Origin of the sequence: Limosilactobacillus walteri (assembly GCF_014830205.1) — a bacterium.
GTDB lineage: Bacteria > Bacillota > Bacilli > Lactobacillales > Lactobacillaceae > Limosilactobacillus > Limosilactobacillus walteri.
The window spans coordinates 1-16,195 of sequence record NZ_QORN01000001.1 but is presented as its reverse complement, the minus strand read 5'-3'; the positions used below and the strand labels follow the sequence as shown (position 1 = coordinate 16,195).

At 40.5% G+C, this 16,195-nt stretch carries 15 protein-coding genes and 1 riboswitch; of the genes, 9 read left to right on the top strand and 6 right to left on the bottom strand.

What is annotated here, in order from left to right; translation table 11 throughout:
* The first annotated feature begins 14 nt into the window (after positions 1-14).
* From DTK66_RS00075 to DTK66_RS00065, 3 genes are all read left to right on the top strand, one after another.
* Positions 15-578, top strand: coding sequence for a cadmium resistance transporter (locus DTK66_RS00075; protein ID WP_191667374.1), 564 nt, complete (start codon positions 15-17; stop codon positions 576-578).
* A gap of 46 nt (positions 579-624) precedes the next feature.
* Complete coding sequence (locus tag DTK66_RS00070) at positions 625-966, top strand: ArsR/SmtB family transcription factor (protein WP_153931174.1); 342 nt, start codon at positions 625-627, stop codon at positions 964-966.
* Positions 967-1,098: 132 nt separating this feature from the next.
* Complete coding sequence (locus tag DTK66_RS00065; protein WP_191667373.1) at positions 1,099-2,424, top strand: MATE family efflux transporter; 1,326 nt, start codon at positions 1,099-1,101, stop codon at positions 2,422-2,424.
* A 60-nt stretch (positions 2,425-2,484) separates the two neighbouring features.
* On the opposite strand, the gene trxA is transcribed toward DTK66_RS00065, so the two are convergent.
* Genes trxA through DTK66_RS00050 form a run of 3 tightly spaced genes read right to left on the bottom strand, consistent with a single transcriptional unit; the run spans position 2,485 to position 4,500 of the window.
* Positions 2,485-2,805: a thioredoxin gene (trxA, locus tag DTK66_RS00060; RefSeq protein WP_153931176.1), complete on the bottom strand. Its 321-nt coding sequence runs from the start codon at positions 2,803-2,805 to the stop codon at positions 2,485-2,487.
* Between the two features lies 1 nt (position 2,806).
* The gene (locus DTK66_RS00055) at positions 2,807-3,562 is read right to left on the bottom strand and encodes a TerC family protein (protein WP_153931177.1); all 756 of its coding nucleotides are present in this window, start codon (positions 3,560-3,562) and stop codon (positions 2,807-2,809) included.
* Between the two features lie 17 nt (positions 3,563-3,579).
* Positions 3,580-4,500 carry an RluA family pseudouridine synthase gene (locus tag DTK66_RS00050; protein WP_438268333.1) on the bottom strand — a complete coding sequence of 307 codons (921 nt, stop codon included), beginning with the start codon at positions 4,498-4,500 and terminating at the stop codon, positions 3,580-3,582.
* 152 nt (positions 4,501-4,652) lie between these two features.
* Here DTK66_RS00050 and DTK66_RS00045 point away from each other — a divergent pair, with 152 nt between their 5' ends.
* On the top strand, positions 4,653-5,570 hold the full coding sequence (locus DTK66_RS00045) for a magnesium transporter CorA family protein (RefSeq protein WP_153931179.1): 918 nt from the start codon (positions 4,653-4,655) through the stop codon (positions 5,568-5,570).
* Between the two features lie 59 nt (positions 5,571-5,629).
* Here DTK66_RS00045 and DTK66_RS00040 read toward each other — a convergent pair whose 3' ends face one another.
* A complete protein-coding gene (locus DTK66_RS00040) occupies positions 5,630-7,063 on the bottom strand; it encodes a C69 family dipeptidase (protein WP_191667371.1) in 1,434 nt (477 codons plus the stop codon).
* A gap of 156 nt (positions 7,064-7,219) precedes the next feature.
* Positions 7,220-7,318, top strand: a riboswitch (purine riboswitch).
* A 110-nt stretch (positions 7,319-7,428) separates the two neighbouring features.
* Here DTK66_RS00040 and DTK66_RS00035 point away from each other — a divergent pair.
* Both DTK66_RS00035 and nhaC read left to right on the top strand, forming a co-directional pair.
* A complete protein-coding gene (locus tag DTK66_RS00035; protein WP_191667370.1) occupies positions 7,429-8,757 on the top strand; it encodes a nucleobase:cation symporter-2 family protein in 1,329 nt (442 codons plus the stop codon).
* A gap of 313 nt (positions 8,758-9,070) precedes the next feature.
* Positions 9,071-10,459, top strand: coding sequence for a Na+/H+ antiporter NhaC (gene nhaC / locus DTK66_RS00030; protein WP_153931073.1), 1,389 nt, complete (start codon positions 9,071-9,073; stop codon positions 10,457-10,459).
* A gap of 108 nt (positions 10,460-10,567) precedes the next feature.
* On the opposite strand, the gene DTK66_RS00025 is transcribed toward nhaC, so the two are convergent.
* Entirely contained in the window at positions 10,568-12,115 is a 1,548-nt protein-coding gene (locus DTK66_RS00025) for a YfcC family protein (RefSeq protein ID WP_191667369.1), read from the bottom strand.
* Between the two features lie 231 nt (positions 12,116-12,346).
* Between DTK66_RS00025 and DTK66_RS00020 the strand changes: the two genes are divergently transcribed.
* Positions 12,347-12,577 carry a hypothetical protein gene (locus DTK66_RS00020; RefSeq protein ID WP_191667368.1) on the top strand — a complete coding sequence of 77 codons (231 nt, stop codon included), beginning with the start codon at positions 12,347-12,349 and terminating at the stop codon, positions 12,575-12,577.
* A 158-nt stretch (positions 12,578-12,735) separates the two neighbouring features.
* Here the strand turns inward: DTK66_RS00020 and DTK66_RS00015 are convergent, their stop codons facing one another.
* The gene (locus DTK66_RS00015; protein WP_191667367.1) at positions 12,736-13,389 is read right to left on the bottom strand and encodes a histidine phosphatase family protein; all 654 of its coding nucleotides are present in this window, start codon (positions 13,387-13,389) and stop codon (positions 12,736-12,738) included.
* Between the two features lie 134 nt (positions 13,390-13,523).
* Here DTK66_RS00015 and DTK66_RS00010 point away from each other — a divergent pair, with 134 nt between their 5' ends.
* Together DTK66_RS00010 and DTK66_RS00005 are read left to right on the top strand one after the other, a co-directional pair.
* Entirely contained in the window at positions 13,524-13,793 is a 270-nt protein-coding gene (locus DTK66_RS00010) for a hypothetical protein (RefSeq protein ID WP_153931076.1), read from the top strand.
* A gap of 125 nt (positions 13,794-13,918) precedes the next feature.
* Positions 13,919-16,048 carry an LTA synthase family protein gene (locus tag DTK66_RS00005; RefSeq protein ID WP_191667366.1) on the top strand — a complete coding sequence of 710 codons (2,130 nt, stop codon included), beginning with the start codon at positions 13,919-13,921 and terminating at the stop codon, positions 16,046-16,048.
* Positions 16,049-16,195: the final 147 nt, after the last annotated feature.

Below are 16,195 nucleotides of genomic sequence, written 5' to 3'. Positions count from 1 at the left end.
AGGAGATGTTTAATATGAATTGGTGGATTATCTTTATTACCTTTATTGCCGTTAACCTTGATTTCTTCTTTATTTTATTGTGCTTGCTCGATCGTTATAATATAAAGAGTGTTATTATTGGTTATCTCGCCGCCCTCTTAATTTTGGTAACCATCAGCTTTATGGTTGGTAAGACCCTCGCGTTCTTTCTTCCCGAATGGATTCTAGGAGTGCTTGGGATTCTTCCTATCTACATGGCACTTCACGACAACGATGAAGATCCCACAAAAGCGCCAAAGCACGGGCCAATCTTGACGACGCTAGTCACCTACCTCGCTGTTTGTACAGGGTGCAATCTCTCAATCTTCTTGCCGATTTTGACAGACCTGTCACTAAAACAATTCGGCTTGGCATTACTCTTTATCGCGTTCTTGTCAGTCATTGTCGTCTTCCTAATTAAAGGAATTGGCAATCTAACCCCGATCAAGAAACTGATGACTCGTTATAGCGAACTCTTAATGAAAGTTATCTACATCGGGGTGGGCTGTTATGTCTTCTGGGACAGTGGATTAATCACCCATCTTATTAACCTTTTATAATTTGGTATAATAATTACTAAAACCACTAAAAGGAGGGCAGCGATCAATGTCTTCAACACAAGAGTTTATTGATGAAGCTGCTAAAATTTACAAAGTATTAAGCAATAGCACAAGGTTAAAGATTTTATATTACCTTCGTCACCAAGATAGTGAGACGGACGTCAAAACAATGGTAAACGATCTCGGCCTCGTTCAGCCAATTATCTCGAAACAGCTTGGGATTCTTTACCGCTACCAATTAGTATGTCGTCATAAAGAAGGAACTCGCGTTTACTACGTTTTAGACGACCCGCATGTTATTGAAATGATCGATGATATGCTGAAACATGTTAAGCATGAGATTAAGGGCGAGCCGCATCCCCGCACTTTGTATGATAATAAAAAATAAAATTTACAAAAGTCGTTAGTGTTTCTGGAGGGTAAACACTGACGACTTTTTTGTATTATCCAAAATTTAGTCTTACACCCTTGATTTAAGATAGCGTACAATAGTTAACAGATTGTCAAAAGGAGTTTTAAAATGAACGAGTTATTTGAACATGCTTCAATTAAACGGGCCTATTTTACCCTTGCCCTTCCCGTTGTCCTCAGTATGGCTGTGACCCTGATCTATAACATGGTCGATACTTTCTTTGTTGCTAAAACTGGGAACCCTGATTTAGTGGCTGGTGTTTCGCAAGGTGCGCCGATTTTTACTTTAATGATTGCCCTCGGGGATATTTTTGGCCTCGGTGGTAGTTCGGTTATCTCCCGGTTATTCGGCGAACAGCGCGATAAGCTTGCCCGCTTTGTTAGTGGTTACTGTTTTTATGCGTCGATTATTTGCGGAATCATCGTTACGGCGATTATGGTGATTTTTCAGACACCGATCCTTCACCTGCTCGGTGCTTCTCCTTCAACTTGGAAATACGCTCGTGAATACTATCTTGTAATTGCGTGGGGAGCGGTTTTCGTTATCTTCGGACTTTCACCGACTAATATTTTGCGAACAGAAGGATTAGCCGTGCAGTCAATGATTGCCAGTATGGTTGGTACCGGTATTAATATCATTTTAAACCCAATCTTTATTTTTACCTGTGGTCTCGGTGCCGCCGGTTCGGCTCTTGCTACCGTCACGAGTACCGTCATCGGCGATATCTTGATGGTCTATTACCTTCGTACCAAGAGTAAAAAACTATCTACATCTATTCACGAAACTAAAATCAGTTGGAAACTTCAATTTGAAATTTACGCAATTGGAATTCCCGCCTCTGTTACGAACATCATGGCAACCTTTGCTGTGGCAATGACTAACCGCTACTTAATTACCTATGGAGCAGATAGTGTTGCTGCGATGGGAATTGCAATGAAGGCGAATATGATTATTAACATGATTATGGTCGGTTTTGCCTTTGGAGCGCAACCACTAATCGGTTATGTTTACGGCGCCAAGGATGAACAACGATTCAATAAAGTAGTTAAGTTTGATATCCAAGTTGTGGCCAGCCTCGCCATAATTCTTACAATTATTCTCTTTATCTTTGCTCCGCACGTAATTCGCATCTTTATGAATGACCCTAAGATTGTGGCAGAAGGATCATTAATGTTGAGATGGCTTTCTATCTCAACAACTTTAGCTGGAATTATCCTCGTCTTCACCACAATGTTCCAATCGATGGGAAAGGCGACCCCAGCATTTTGGCTATCATTTTGCCGTCAGGGATTAATCTTCGGGGTGACAATTAGTATTCTGGCAAAGTTATTCGGCTATACAGGTATCATTGCCGCCCAAGCAGCCGCTGATTGTTTAACTTTTATTTTAGCGTTAATTTTCTATCAATGTTATAAACCGCATTTTAAAAAATAAATATTAATAGCCAGGCTAGTGAGGAAGATCCTTCATTAACCTGGCTATTTGGTAATTAATTTATTTTTCTGCAATCTTTCGTTCAAAGTAATGCGCTAACTTGGCTTCTGGATAAAAACCAGTTACTTTTTCTTTGGCCTCACCATCACGAAAAAGGACTAGGCTTGGCACACTCATTACTTTGTACTCTTGAGCAATCGCTTGGTTGCCATCAACATTCATTTTTACAAATTTGATTTTATCGCCGAATTGCTTTTCCAACTTTTGCATTGCCGGTTCCATCATTTTACAGGGGCCGCACCATGGTGCCCAGAAATCAACAATGGTTAGCGGACCTTGGATCGTATCATCAAAGGTCGCAGCCGTTGCATTAATTGCCATTTTATTCTACCTTCTTTTTTTGTGGTCTTCGTATAAAGTGAATGATAATTGTTACTGCAAAAACAAGCAAGATAAAACTACCAAAAATCCCTGACGGAATCTCAATGTCAATTGCCGGGATAGTTAAGAAGAGCTTGATTGCAATCACAAAGATCAAAATATAGGCCATCGGTTCAAGCTCGGGTACTTTCCGCATTAATTTCATTATCACTTCAGCGATTCCCCGCATACATGCAATCCCAATCAAGCCACCGATTAAAACAATCACCGGATTTTCAGAAACAGCTAACGATGCTAAAACGGAATCTATTGAGAAGATAATATCCATAAATTCAATTTGGAGAACGACAGTCCAAAAAAGCTTGCGACCAGTTAAACGGGTCTTACCTTCATGGGTTTTACGTAATGCACGTTTGCCAAAGAATTTATTGTGGAAGTAGCGGTAAACAAGATAAATCAAGTAAGCAGCCCCAATAACTTTAATTTCCCAGAAATTAATTAGGTAGACTCCAATACCAATAATTAAGAAACGGAAGATATAAGAACCCCAAATTCCATAGAATAACGATTCTTCTTGTTCTTTTAATGTTGGTAATACACGCGTCTGGGCTGCTAATACAACGGCATTGTCAACGGATAAGAGACATTCAATCATAACTAGCGATAGAATAATCAACCAATCCTGTCCTGACGTAATAACCATTGCCCAGTTATGTGGATCAAAAAACGGTCCATACAACTTTTCTAAAAGTGACAATTAATGTCCTCCCTTATTCAAATTTGCTTCTTAGCTAAGTTATATTTTACCAAATAATCATTAAAATAGGACGGTAATGGCGCAGTAATATTTAAAGATTTCATTACGAACGGTATGACCAGCTTTTGTGATGAGCCATGCAAAAGCATCTTTTCTGGGGACGCTGGGTTATAAAGCGGGTCCCCCACGATTGGATGACCGCTATATGCTAGGTGGACCCGCAACTGATGCGTCCGCCCAGTTGCTAATTGCAAGCTGAGTAATGAACGCTGCTCGTTACTTGCTAAACTTCGGTAGTAAGTTAATGCTGCCTGCGCATTAAGACCGTTTACTTGATGAAGATGCAAATTCGATGGATTTTTACCAATTGGCCACTTCATTTGTCCGTTACCGCTAAATTTACCTTCAACTACGGCCAGGTATTGCCGGTGAATTTTCCCGGTACTAATTAAACGATTAAGAATGGGGACGACAATTGGGTTTTTAGCTACAATCACTGCACCGCTTGTCTGGAGGTCAATGCGGTGCACCATGTAGGCATTACTGGTTGTATCCGCTAGATATCCGGCAACATCGTTCATCAAAGTTCCGGTTTCGCCATGATAATTAGGATGGGTTTTCTGCCCACGTGGTTTATTAACCACTAACAAGTCCCGATTCTCATACAAAATCTTTAATCGCGGTTTCGCCGTTGGAACATAATCATTAGCATCAGGTGTCCGAACCTCATCGCCCTGAAAGCCAAATTCAATCATATCTCCCGCAGCGACAAGCTCATTCATTGAGCGATATTGCCCATTAACCGTAATATTCCGACGGATTCTCAAATAATGGATTAGCCGGTTAGGCAGCAGCCACTGTTCATGAAGCAGCGACCGCAAAGGGAGTTCCTTTTGTTTTTGATTCAAAATTTCATTAAATTGCCAACGTAACGGCACTTTTCCCACCTTCATTCGCGCTAATATTTTCGATAGCCCTATTTTACGTTATTTCCCAGGAAATATTCAGTTAATTTTTCATTTAGCTGGTTTACAATTTGCCAATTATAGCGTTGAATAGAATATGAGTATTTTTAAGGGGATGAGCACTGATGTTAACAACTGAGCAGATTAATGACCATAGCAAGTGGATAAGTATATTTGAGCCCCTTCCCCATGAACGATTAGACCTAATTGAAAAATATGAAGTTACACAAGAATTGCTTGATTATGCAATCGACCCCTATGAAAAAGCCCGGGTTGAAGTTGATCCTGATGCCGGCGTGACGCTTTTAATTTTTGATGTTTACGTTCCAACCCACGCAGTTACAGCTCCGCAAACCGCCCCAATTGGGATTATGCTGACTGCAAATAATATTATTACGTTTACAAATGCCAAGACTAACTTTGTTAACGGGATTATTGCTAACCAATTACGCCTACTAAAAAAGCATGGCGCTAATGATGATAAGTTAAATTTGGTTTTCCCGGTTCTTTACCGGCTTTCAACTGATTACTTCGGTCCTTTACGCCGCGTTGACCAACAACGGCAGCAAATTCAACGTAATATTCAACGACGAACTGGGCGCCAAGCCATCACCGAGTTCATGGAAATCGAAACCGGACTAGTTTATATGCTGACTTCGCTTAAGGGAAACGTATCATTACTAGAAGAATTTAAGCGACGATTCGGCAACCACATCACTACTAAGCAATATAACGACCTTGATGACGTAATTGTCGAAGCTCAGCAAGGGTTAGAGATGGCACAGATGACTTCTGATGTTTCGGCGCGAGTTTCTAATGCCTATAGCAAGGTTTTAGATAGTGACCTAAACCAGACTATGAAGTACCTAACCATTTATTCAATCGTTTTATCAATTCCGACAATCGTCGCTGGTTTTTATGGCGAAAACGTTAAGCTCCCCCTCGCCAACAGTAATTATTCATGGGTAATCACCCTGCTGATTATGGTAATCCTAATGCTAGCATGTATTGTGTTCCTGATTAACCGCCATTGGTGGAAATAAGCAACTTTGTAATATATAAAAAGCGGCTGGCAAAATTTTTGCCGGCCCTTTATTATTATTTATAGATTATCCCCGCGTTCAAATTGGAATTTAGAATTAAGGAGGGCTTGATGGACTAAGCTATCAAAAAGCTTATGAGTCTCATCAAGAACATGATTTGCGGTTTTCATATTTTGCTCAGTTAGGTAGTTAGTAAGGTTCGCAGAATTTTGTACCTCCGCAGCCCTTGTAACTGCATCAACCCGACTGACCCCGTAACTTTGACAGCGGTCGCGAAAATCATTTACTTCATTAATGAATTCATGATAGCGCGGTTCAATAATGACTTCGAGCAGTTTATTCAACCAATAAGCACTCTTGTCCGGCTGAGCATCATTCGTTGCGTATTTATACTTTGCTGGCGTATCGCTGATGTTAGTAAAGAACGGCACATATGGACTATAACAATAAAAGCCAAAGTTAAGCCACTGAATAGCTGCATACTTTGCTGGCACATCATTACGAATTTGGAGAATACATGAACTCTGGTTACGATCAAGCGCAATCGAACGAAACTTCTTTTGATCGTCCCTATCGCCAGACGCAAAAGTCCCCATTGGATCGTACTGCGTGCCATTGTAATGCGATGACAAGAAGTATTCAACATCCTCTATCGCAATTTTCTTTTCCGGGTGTTGAATAAATGGGATTTTTTGACTGGTTGGCTCTTGATCTAGTGATGGAGTAAATAACTTTTGACCATACCATGACCGCGGCGTGTTATAGTATGCGTCAGCTTCATCTTGGGTTCCAAAAATATTACGGAAATTAAATGTTCCTGGATTAGGGTTTAAGTGATATTTATCAACAAATGCTTTAATTTGCGGAGCGTACATGAAGCTATCATGATCGTTAAAGTCAATCTCTTCAATGCACATAATATTAGGAGCAATTGCATAGGCATCATCAGGAATCCGTTGGGCTACCCATTGGTGACCGCCACCAGTTTCAAAATACCAAACTTCATCCTTATCGCTAAAAGCAATCCCGTTACTCTCACCAGTACCATATTTCTCAATTAAGGCACCTAACCGTTGAACTCCCTCACGAGCAGACTTAATAAATGGCAAAACAAGGTAAAGCATCGAGTCCTCGTTAACCCCATTTTTAACTAACGGATCATGCCCTAGGACACGCGCATTCGTCATCTCAGTTTCCGTTGAACTCATGGCAACGTTATACTCGTTGATCCCTTGTTCATCCCACCGTCCTTCATCAAGAACTCCATTCGGGGTCGCAGTATACCGGCAACCATGGCCTTTCATCTCAACCGTTAAGCCATTATATTTTGATACATAATGTTCGCCATCGTAATCCTTCGCTGGAAAAACCTTGAACGTTTTAGGATTAACGCCATCTTCCGCATCTTCATCACGGGCAATAATTGTTGAGCCGTCAATCGTTGCTTTTTTACCTACCAACATTGCTGTACAACTACTCATTAGCTTCCTCATCAATATCCGCTTCCTTCTATCGTAGTTAGTATACTCTTTAATGATACCACTTTCCTTCAATCGTAAAAGATGAACTTTAAAAGCTAGATTGCTTAATAATTACCAAAATTCACGAACAAAGTCTTGATTTAATTCGAGATTAATGCTAGGATAACTACATCATTTAAATAAAAAGCCTATATAATACCGAAATACGGTCGGTTAGTTTCTACCTAAAGCCTTAAACTTTAGACTATAAGCATTTTTCATTTTAAAAGCTGGCAGTTGCCTGTTTTTACTAAAGCTTAGATATAAACGAATCGATAGGCTGTGACTTAGTTCGCGGTCTTTTTTATTTAGGTTTGTAAATTTTCAGGAGGCATATTTTGAAAGAACCAGCAACCACAATCTCCGCAACTAGCAACGACGCAAAAATTGATTTTGCCCAGCAATGGAAGAACTTTATACTTGGTTTCCAGCACTTACTCGCAATGTATTCCGGGGATGTTCTTGTTCCTTTGCTTATCGGTCATTACTTGCACTTTTCCACGCTTCAGATGACCTACCTTGTTTCAATTGATATTTTTATGTGCGGGATCGCAACCTTACTACAATTGAAGCGAACCCCGCTAACCGGAATTGGTCTTCCAGTCGTCCTCGGCTGTGCTGTTCAGGCAGTGACGCCATTAGAAATGATCGGCGGGAAACTTGGCATTACTTATATGTACGGTGCTATTATCGCGGCCGGAATTTTTGTCTTCTTAATTGCCGGCTTCTTTGCCCGCTTGAAAAAGTTCTTTCCACCAGTAGTCACCGGCTCCTTAATCACGATTATTGGGTTTACCCTTGTTCCCGTTGGTTTTCAAGATCTGGGCGGCGGCACTCCCACTGCTGCTTCGTTCGGCGCTCCTGCCAACCTCCTCATCGGTTTTCTAACCATTGCAATTATCCTCTTATTTAATGCCTTTGCGCGTGGCTTTATGAAGTCAATTGCGATTTTATTAGGAATTTTGATTTCTTCATTAATTGCGGGAATGATGGGCTTTATTTCACTCAAACCAGTTAGTGAAGCAGCATGGTTCCATGCCCCACAACTATTTTTCTTCGGCGTTCCCCACTTTAACGCCAGTGCAATCATTACGATGATTCTCGTTTCCCTTACTACCATGATTGAATCAACAGGCGTTTTCTTTGCCCTTAGCGATATTACGGGACGAAAGTTAACGAGTAAAGACTTGGAGCATGGCTATCGGGCAGAAGGAATCGCCGCAATCCTTGGTGGACTTTTTAATACCTTTCCATATTCAACCTTCTCTGAAAATGTTGGTGTTCTTAAAATGTCAGGAGTAAAAAGTCGGCAACCAGTTTATTACGCGGCCTTTTTATTGCTAATTCTGGGGCTTTTACCAAAAGTTGGCGCGTTAGCTACGGTTATCCCCGAACCAGTCCTTGGCGGCGCAATGATTGTGATGTTCGGAATGGTTGGTGTGCAAGGAGTCCAAATTCTGCACAAAGTTGATTTTTCAAATAATGCTAATTTATTAACCGCCTCTGTTTCAATCGGTCTTGGCTTAGGAATTACAATGTATCCGCAACTATTTCAACATATGCCAACTGAATTTCAAATTATCCTCGGCAATGGGATTGTCGTTACTAGTATTTCGGCGGTACTGCTCAACTTGCTCTTTAGCCATCGTTGGGCTGCCCATGATTAATTCATTCTCATAATTTTTTAATTTCATTATTGACATTCAAATTCAAGCACGATATTATAGTTGCAACAATTATCGTTTCAGTAGGTCCTTCGTTAGGTGTAAGAGAGCCGGTGGTGAGGTGCGAACCGGTCAGGCGGAGTGACACGAATTATCGCGAGGATATTAATTGTCCGGCCATAATCAGTGCCGTTACCACCTGATATGAGTGCGCATAGTATTAGGATGCGTAAGTGGGTGGTACCGCGGTTTTAAAATTAATCGTCCCGTTGATAGCAATATCAACGGGACTTTTTTATTTCGAGGAGGAAGTCTAATGAAGAGTATTCGATTTAAAGAAGCAGTTACCTTACTGCTTATTATGCTAATAATTTTAGGAACAGCCGTAATTAAATTTGGGTTGTCACCACAAATTCCAGTTTTATTTGTTATTGCCTTACTTATTTTTTGGGTAAAATTTCGTGGCGCTAGTTGGGAAGAAATCCATCAAGGAATCCAAGAGGGGATTAGTACCGCCATCATCCCCATCTTTATTTTTATCCTAATCGGTGCTTTGATTGCCGTCTGGATCCATGCTGGAGTTATCCCCACAATTATGATTGTCGGGTTTAAGCTCATCAGTAGTCAATTTTTTGTTCCTTCAACCTTTATCGTTTGTTCCCTTGTTGGTCTCTCTATCGGTAGTGGTTTTACCACGATTTCAACAATCGGGATCGCCCTTTTTGGAATGGGCGTGGCAATGAATGTTAACCCAGCGCTAGTTGCTGGGGCAGTCATCTCCGGCGCCGTCTTTGGTGATAAAATGTCGCCTCTTTCGGACTCCACTAACTTAGCTTCTGCAATTGCTGGGAGTGACCTTTTCGCCCATATTAAAAATATGATGTGGTCAACAATCCCCTCATTCGTTGTATCATTAATTATTTTCTGGTTTCTTGGTAATTCCGGTTCACAAATGAGCGCCAGCAAAATTGCTCACACCACCGCCATTCTCCATCAACAATTTGCTATTTCTTGGTGGGCACTTCTACCGATCGCGCTAATGTTTATCTGCGCTTGGCGTCACATTCCAGCCATCCCAACATTATTTATCAACATCATCGTAACCGTCGTCATGATTTTCTTCCAAAACCCACACACTTCGCTCCAATCTTTAGCAAAACTTATTAGCGATGGTTTTGTTGCCCACACCAGTGATGCATCCGTGAATGCATTGCTAACGCGGGGAGGTATCAGCAGTATGATGGGGACCGTTTCCCTGATTATCGTAACCCTTTCATTAGGGGGAATCCTCATGAAATTTAATATTGTGCAATCCGCGATGAAACCATTAGTTGCTCACTTGCACCAGCCAGGAAGCCTTATTACCGTAACGATTTTGTCAGGAATTGGCATTAACCTCTTTGTTGGTGAACAATACCTCTCTGTTATCCTTCCAGGAAAAGCCTTTAAGGGAGCCTTTGATAAAATGGGCCTCTCTCCATTAGCTCTCAGTCGGGTACTCGAAGATGGCGGAAGCGTGATTAACTACCTTATACCATGGGGAGTAGCTGGATCATTTGCCGCTTCAACCCTAGGTGTTCCTGTTCTTCATTTCCTCCCCTTTGCTTTCTTTAGTCTCTTCTCGCCAGTATTCTCCATTCTTAGTGGAATTACGGGAATTGGCCTAAAATGGCAAAAGGATCGGAAAGAATCAGCAATGATGTAAGATAAAAATTAAGGAAGCTAGAAAATAGCCGCCACGACATGGCCGTTACTTTCTAGCTTCCTCTTTTTACTGTCAGTATCAAAAACTCCTATTAGTAACCAGTTATCTTTAAGCTAACAAAACTTCGGCGACTAAGATACCGCCCCCAAAAACAAGCACAAATACAACCACTGGCCAAACAAACCGTAACCAGTGTGAATACCGCATATCAAGCATTTGCAACGTTGCCATTACTAGTCCAGTCGGTGCTAAGAATAACATTGCATATTGACCAAATTGGTAGGCGGTTACCACGGTATACCGCGGAATATGAACCGTATCGGCCAACGGTGCCAGAATCGGCATTGCTAAAACTGCCAACCCTGATGATGATGGCACAATAAAGCCCAATACAAAGAAGACAAACATCATCACAATGATAAACAAGCCGCCATTCATGTGTGCAACCAATTTCGAGGACTGGAACAAGATTGTATCAGAAATATACCCATCATTTAAGACCTTATTGATTCCTCGCGCTAATCCAATAATCAGTGAAACACCAACTAAACTAGCAGCGCCATCAGAGAAAGCGGTCGTGGTCTTATATTCACCCAAGCCATCTCGCTTCCCAAAACAAGTTAAGAACATAATAATAATTGCAATCGTTAAGAAAGCTGACGCCATATTAGGAAAGGCCCATCCTCTTGCCATTACTCCCCAAATCATGATTGGAAAGGCACAACTAAATAGAATTAAAATAATTTTCTTCTTCGTTGTAAAACGTTGGTCTCTTTCTTCACTAGTATCCATTGCCCACATCTGATCAAACTTAGCCTTATCATCATAAGAATAAGAAAATTGCGGATCCTTTTGAACATGCCGCGCATACCAATGCAAGTAGAACAGTAAGCAAATCACCGCAACGATTAGTCCGACAATCCGTCCGCTCATTCCTTGAGTAAAGGTCGTTCCGGCGGCATTAGAAGCAATAACAACTGAAAACGGGTTGATTACCGAAAAAGTTGTTCCAAGTGAACTAGCTAAGAAGATTGCCCCCACACAAACAATTGAATCATAGCCCATGGCAATAAATACTGGGGCGAGAATTGGATAAAACGCAACTGCTTCTTCTTCAATTCCACAGAGCGTTCCTCCTAGTGCTAGTAAAACCGTTACTAGGAAAACTAGGATAAACTCTTTTCCCTTAGTTTTAGTTGAAAGGGCCGCTAGTCCTGACTCAAAGGCACCACTGGCCTTAACGACTCCGATCAGTCCACCTAAGACTAGGATAAAGATCATAATGTCGACAGACTCAATCGTCCCTTCAACCATACTTGTAAAAATATCGCTGATTTTAGCTGGGTGCTGCTTTAACCGCTCGTAAGTTCCCGGAACCGAGATTGGTTTATTAATTGCCCCAGACTTAAACTGATCGATATCAATCTGCAAGTTCAGCTTCTTCAAAGTAGCTTGCGTTGCCGGATAGACATTTTTGTCGCCATTCGGCTGGACAACTTGCAAATGATCATTCGCGTAGGTTAGTTTAGAATAACTACCCGCGGGAATGACCCACGTCAGCATTACCGCGATCACTGTCAGAAAGAATAAGATTGTAAAGGCTCCTGGCATTTTTAGCTTAAAGCGTGATCGTTGTTTACTCACTGTCTTATCCATACTATCCACTCCTTATTGTTTAATCCCCCACCTTTTATTTTAGTAAGCGTTTTCTATAAATTTCAAAATACTTCAAATTAATTCAATAAATGATTAAATATACTAATCTTCAGATGGCAATCGAAAAATAATTTGTCTTATTGTTATTTGGATTACCAAAGCTATACGCCTGTTGACAAGCTTTATCCATGCATGATATTCTTTTTAGAAAATTTTACATGGAGAAATCATATGAAAACAGAAAAGAGTTACCGAGAACTAAAAACTGAATTATATAGTGGCTATTTTGTTTGTTTTCTATTTTTATGTGGAGTAATTTTTCGGGACAGTATTCCGTGGTCATGGTTACGAATAGTTATTGTGGCTGGATTTATCGTAATTTTGGTTGAATTAGTTTCTTTACAATATAAGTTTTTCAAATTTAAAAGACACGCAATCAAAAAAGACCAAAATATAAACTAAATGATTGGCAATCAAAAAGAGCGATGGCTTAGACCAGTATCTTAACGTAGTGATATTGGGATTAAACATCGCTCTTTTTATAATTTCAAGTAAGATCATCAGCCCGTTAACCCGTTAGCTTACCAGCCACCTTGTCAAAAAGGCCAATCTCCTGCTTTTTATTTATTATATTCAATGATTTGCATATCATCGTCTGTTAAGACGGCAGTAGTTAAACTCCCATTGGCGGGACGAACTGTTACATCATATTTTCCATGACCAAAACGCTCGACTAAACTCAGTAGCGTATTACCATGGCTCACCCATAAAACATTGGCGTCATCTGGCAAGTCAGCATTGCGAATAAGTGCTAGTCCCTTATCCATCCGCTCCCAATACTCCTCATTATTTTCGGCATCATGAAACGGATCGGCATCTTTTAGCCAATCCTTTGCTTGCCCGATTGAATATTTTTCCACAATATCATGAAAGTTCTTCAAGCCGTGTGGTGCTCCTGCATTATACCAAGCAAGGTCCATATTGGTTCCCTCATATGACCCATAAAATTCTTCTCGGAAATATGGAGCCGTCACTGGTTGTTTTACTGAGTTTTCCTGATTCATATTTAAAATTGTTTGGATTGTTTCTATTGCCCGCGTTGTATCACTGCAAAACGCACCATCGAAATGAATATTTTGCAACTTTTCACCAGCTAATTTAGCGTCTTCTTTTCCCTTGATCGTTAATGGCGAATTACTCCAGCCTTGTAGCTTATTATAGATATTAAAAAAGGTCTGCCCATGGCGAACAAGATAAATATTTAGTTTTGTCATTACAATCCCTCCATTTATTTTCATTGTACCGCTTACAAGTGTAGAAAACTATTTAATAATTTACTTAGTGCTTTAAACATACTTCTTTCATATTCAGCTCGTACACTAGGAAATATAGGAGGAATGAAGTATACATGAAACTTAAAGATACAAACGAAGCAAATATTGTTGCGGCTAAGATCATTAATGTCTCCCGTAAAAATATTATAGTGATTACTGAAGAAGGGCACTTTCTCCGAATCCCCCTAACGACTAAATATCAGCAAGACAAAACTCTCTTTGCCTCCCTCAAAGATATCTTAAAAGCTGAGATCTGGATTCCGGTCAACAAAAAGCTTAAAAAGTTATTCAGCGATGACTGGTTATCTAGTCCAACACCAGCAACGATTCCAGCAAAGAATTAAATTTCTACAACGATTTCGTGAAAAGGAATGTTTTTTAGCGATCTGTGATAAAATAATTCTTGATTTGTCGAATTTTTATTTCGCTAATCCAGAACAAACAATATTGATTGCGAGGAACATTCCTAATGAAAAAATTAAGCAAATTTGTGGATACTAGGATTGGTTTTTTCACCCTCCTAGTTATCCTTTTTTGGTTAAAGACCCTGTTTGCTTACTTTACTGATTTCAAGCTGGGGGCCACGGGATTATTTCAATATCTGATCCTGTTTTTTAACCCTTTAGCAACGACTGCTTTTATCTATAGTTTGGCATTCTATTTTAAACGTGCCCGCTTTTTTTACCCCGTTATTATGGGGCTGGACATCGCAAATACTTTGTTGCTTTACCTAAATGTCATTTATTATCGTGAATTTACTGATTTTATGACAATTGCGACAATGACGGGCTATTCAAAGGTTAATCAAGGTTTAAGCGGGAGCTCATTAGCCTTAACCAATTTTCACGATGTTTTTTATTGGTTAGATATCGTTGTCATTGTGGTCTTAATGCTTTGCAAGGTCATCAAGTTTGATCCGCGGGCGATCGGAACACGGCTGGCATTTGCCTTCACTTCAGTCTCCCTGGTTCTATTCGGCGTCAACTTGTCGTTTGCTGAAATGAGCCGCCCACAGTTGCTCGGCCGCACATTCGACCGGTCTTACATTGTAAAGTATCTGGGGATTGATGCCTTTACGGGCTATGACTTAGTTAAATCCCAGCATATTAATAATATGCGGCAAAGTGCAACCAAACCGGAACTGCTAAAAGTTAAAAAATTTACGGACAAACATTATGCACCTGCTAATCCGCAAATGTATGGAATTGCAAAGGGACGAAATGTCATTGTGATCCACCTCGAAAGCTTCCAGCAATTTTTGATTAATAAAAAAATTAACGGACAAGAAGTCACTCCTTTCCTTAATTCCCTTTATAACGGTAAGGATACTTACTCATTTGATAACTTTTTCCACCAGGTTGGTCAAGGGAAAACTAGTGATGCCGAGAATTTATTAGAGACTAGTACATTTGGTTTACCGCAGGGTTCACTTTTTGCAACTCTCGGTAGTGATAATACATTCCAAGGAGCTCCTGCGATTCTCAACCAACGGGCTGGCTATACCAGTGCTGTCTTCCATGGAAACGTTGCTAGTTTCTGGAATCGTAATAATGTCTACAAAAATCTCGGTTACCAATACTTCTTTGATGCTAGTTACTACGATACTTCTGGTGATAAGGCGACCGGATACGGTCTTAAGGATAAGCTGCTATTTAAGAATTCGGTTAAGTACCTCCAGACCCTCCAACAGCCTTTCTATGTTAAGTACATTACCGTAACTAATCACTTCCCATATACACTTGATGACGAAGATAAAGACCCTAACTTCCAGACAACGGATACCGGTGACAGTAATGTTGATAATTATTTTGTTACCGCACATTATCTTGACCAATCAATTCAAGAGTTCTTTAACTACTTACAAAAGACTGGGCTAGATAAGAAGTCGATCATTATGATTTATGGGGACCACTATGGGATTTCAAATAGTGAAAACCCTTCACTAGCTAGCGTTCTTGGTAAGAATGCCGATGATTGGAACGACTTTGATAATGCTCAGCTACAGCGGGTACCGTTGATGTTTGTTATTCCAGGAGATGGTCACGGACGAGTTGACCATACGTATGGTGGAGAAGTGGATGTCTTGCCAACCCTCCTGCACTTATTGGGTATTAGCAGCAAACGGTATATTCAGTTTGGAACTGACCTGTTCTCCAGCAAGCACAATCAGATTGTTGCTTTCCGAAACCGCGACTTCATCACCCCAACCTACACCAGTGTGGGCGGAACAATTTACAAAAACCGTACTGGTAAAGAAGCTAAGCTAACTAAAAAGCAACAAGAGAAGTTAAAGAAGGACCAAGCTTTCGTAAACGAAGAATTGAGTCTATCTGATTCGCTTAATGAAAAGAACCTCTTACGTTTTTACCATCCAAAAGGATTTAAGAACGTCAATCCAGCAGACTATAACTATTCCAATGGATTAAAACGGGCTGAACGGATTGAAAAGAAGAAAGGGGTTAAATCAACCAGTATCTTCTCAGAAAATGGTGATCGATCAACAGTCGATGATTACAGTACCGATGCTCCGGAACAAAATCACTCCTCAACTGATTCAAACCGGATCAAGATTACCAATCCTGATGCTAACAATAAATAACCTAAAAGGGAGTGAGACAGAACTAGCTTGCTAGTTCGTTTTTCGACGCGAAGCTAGCCTTTAGGGAACCCCCGCAAGCACAAAGAGGACTCTAGTGTTCGGATTTTCCGAACGCTAGAGTCCCTTTGTGTACTGCGCTGTAGCATT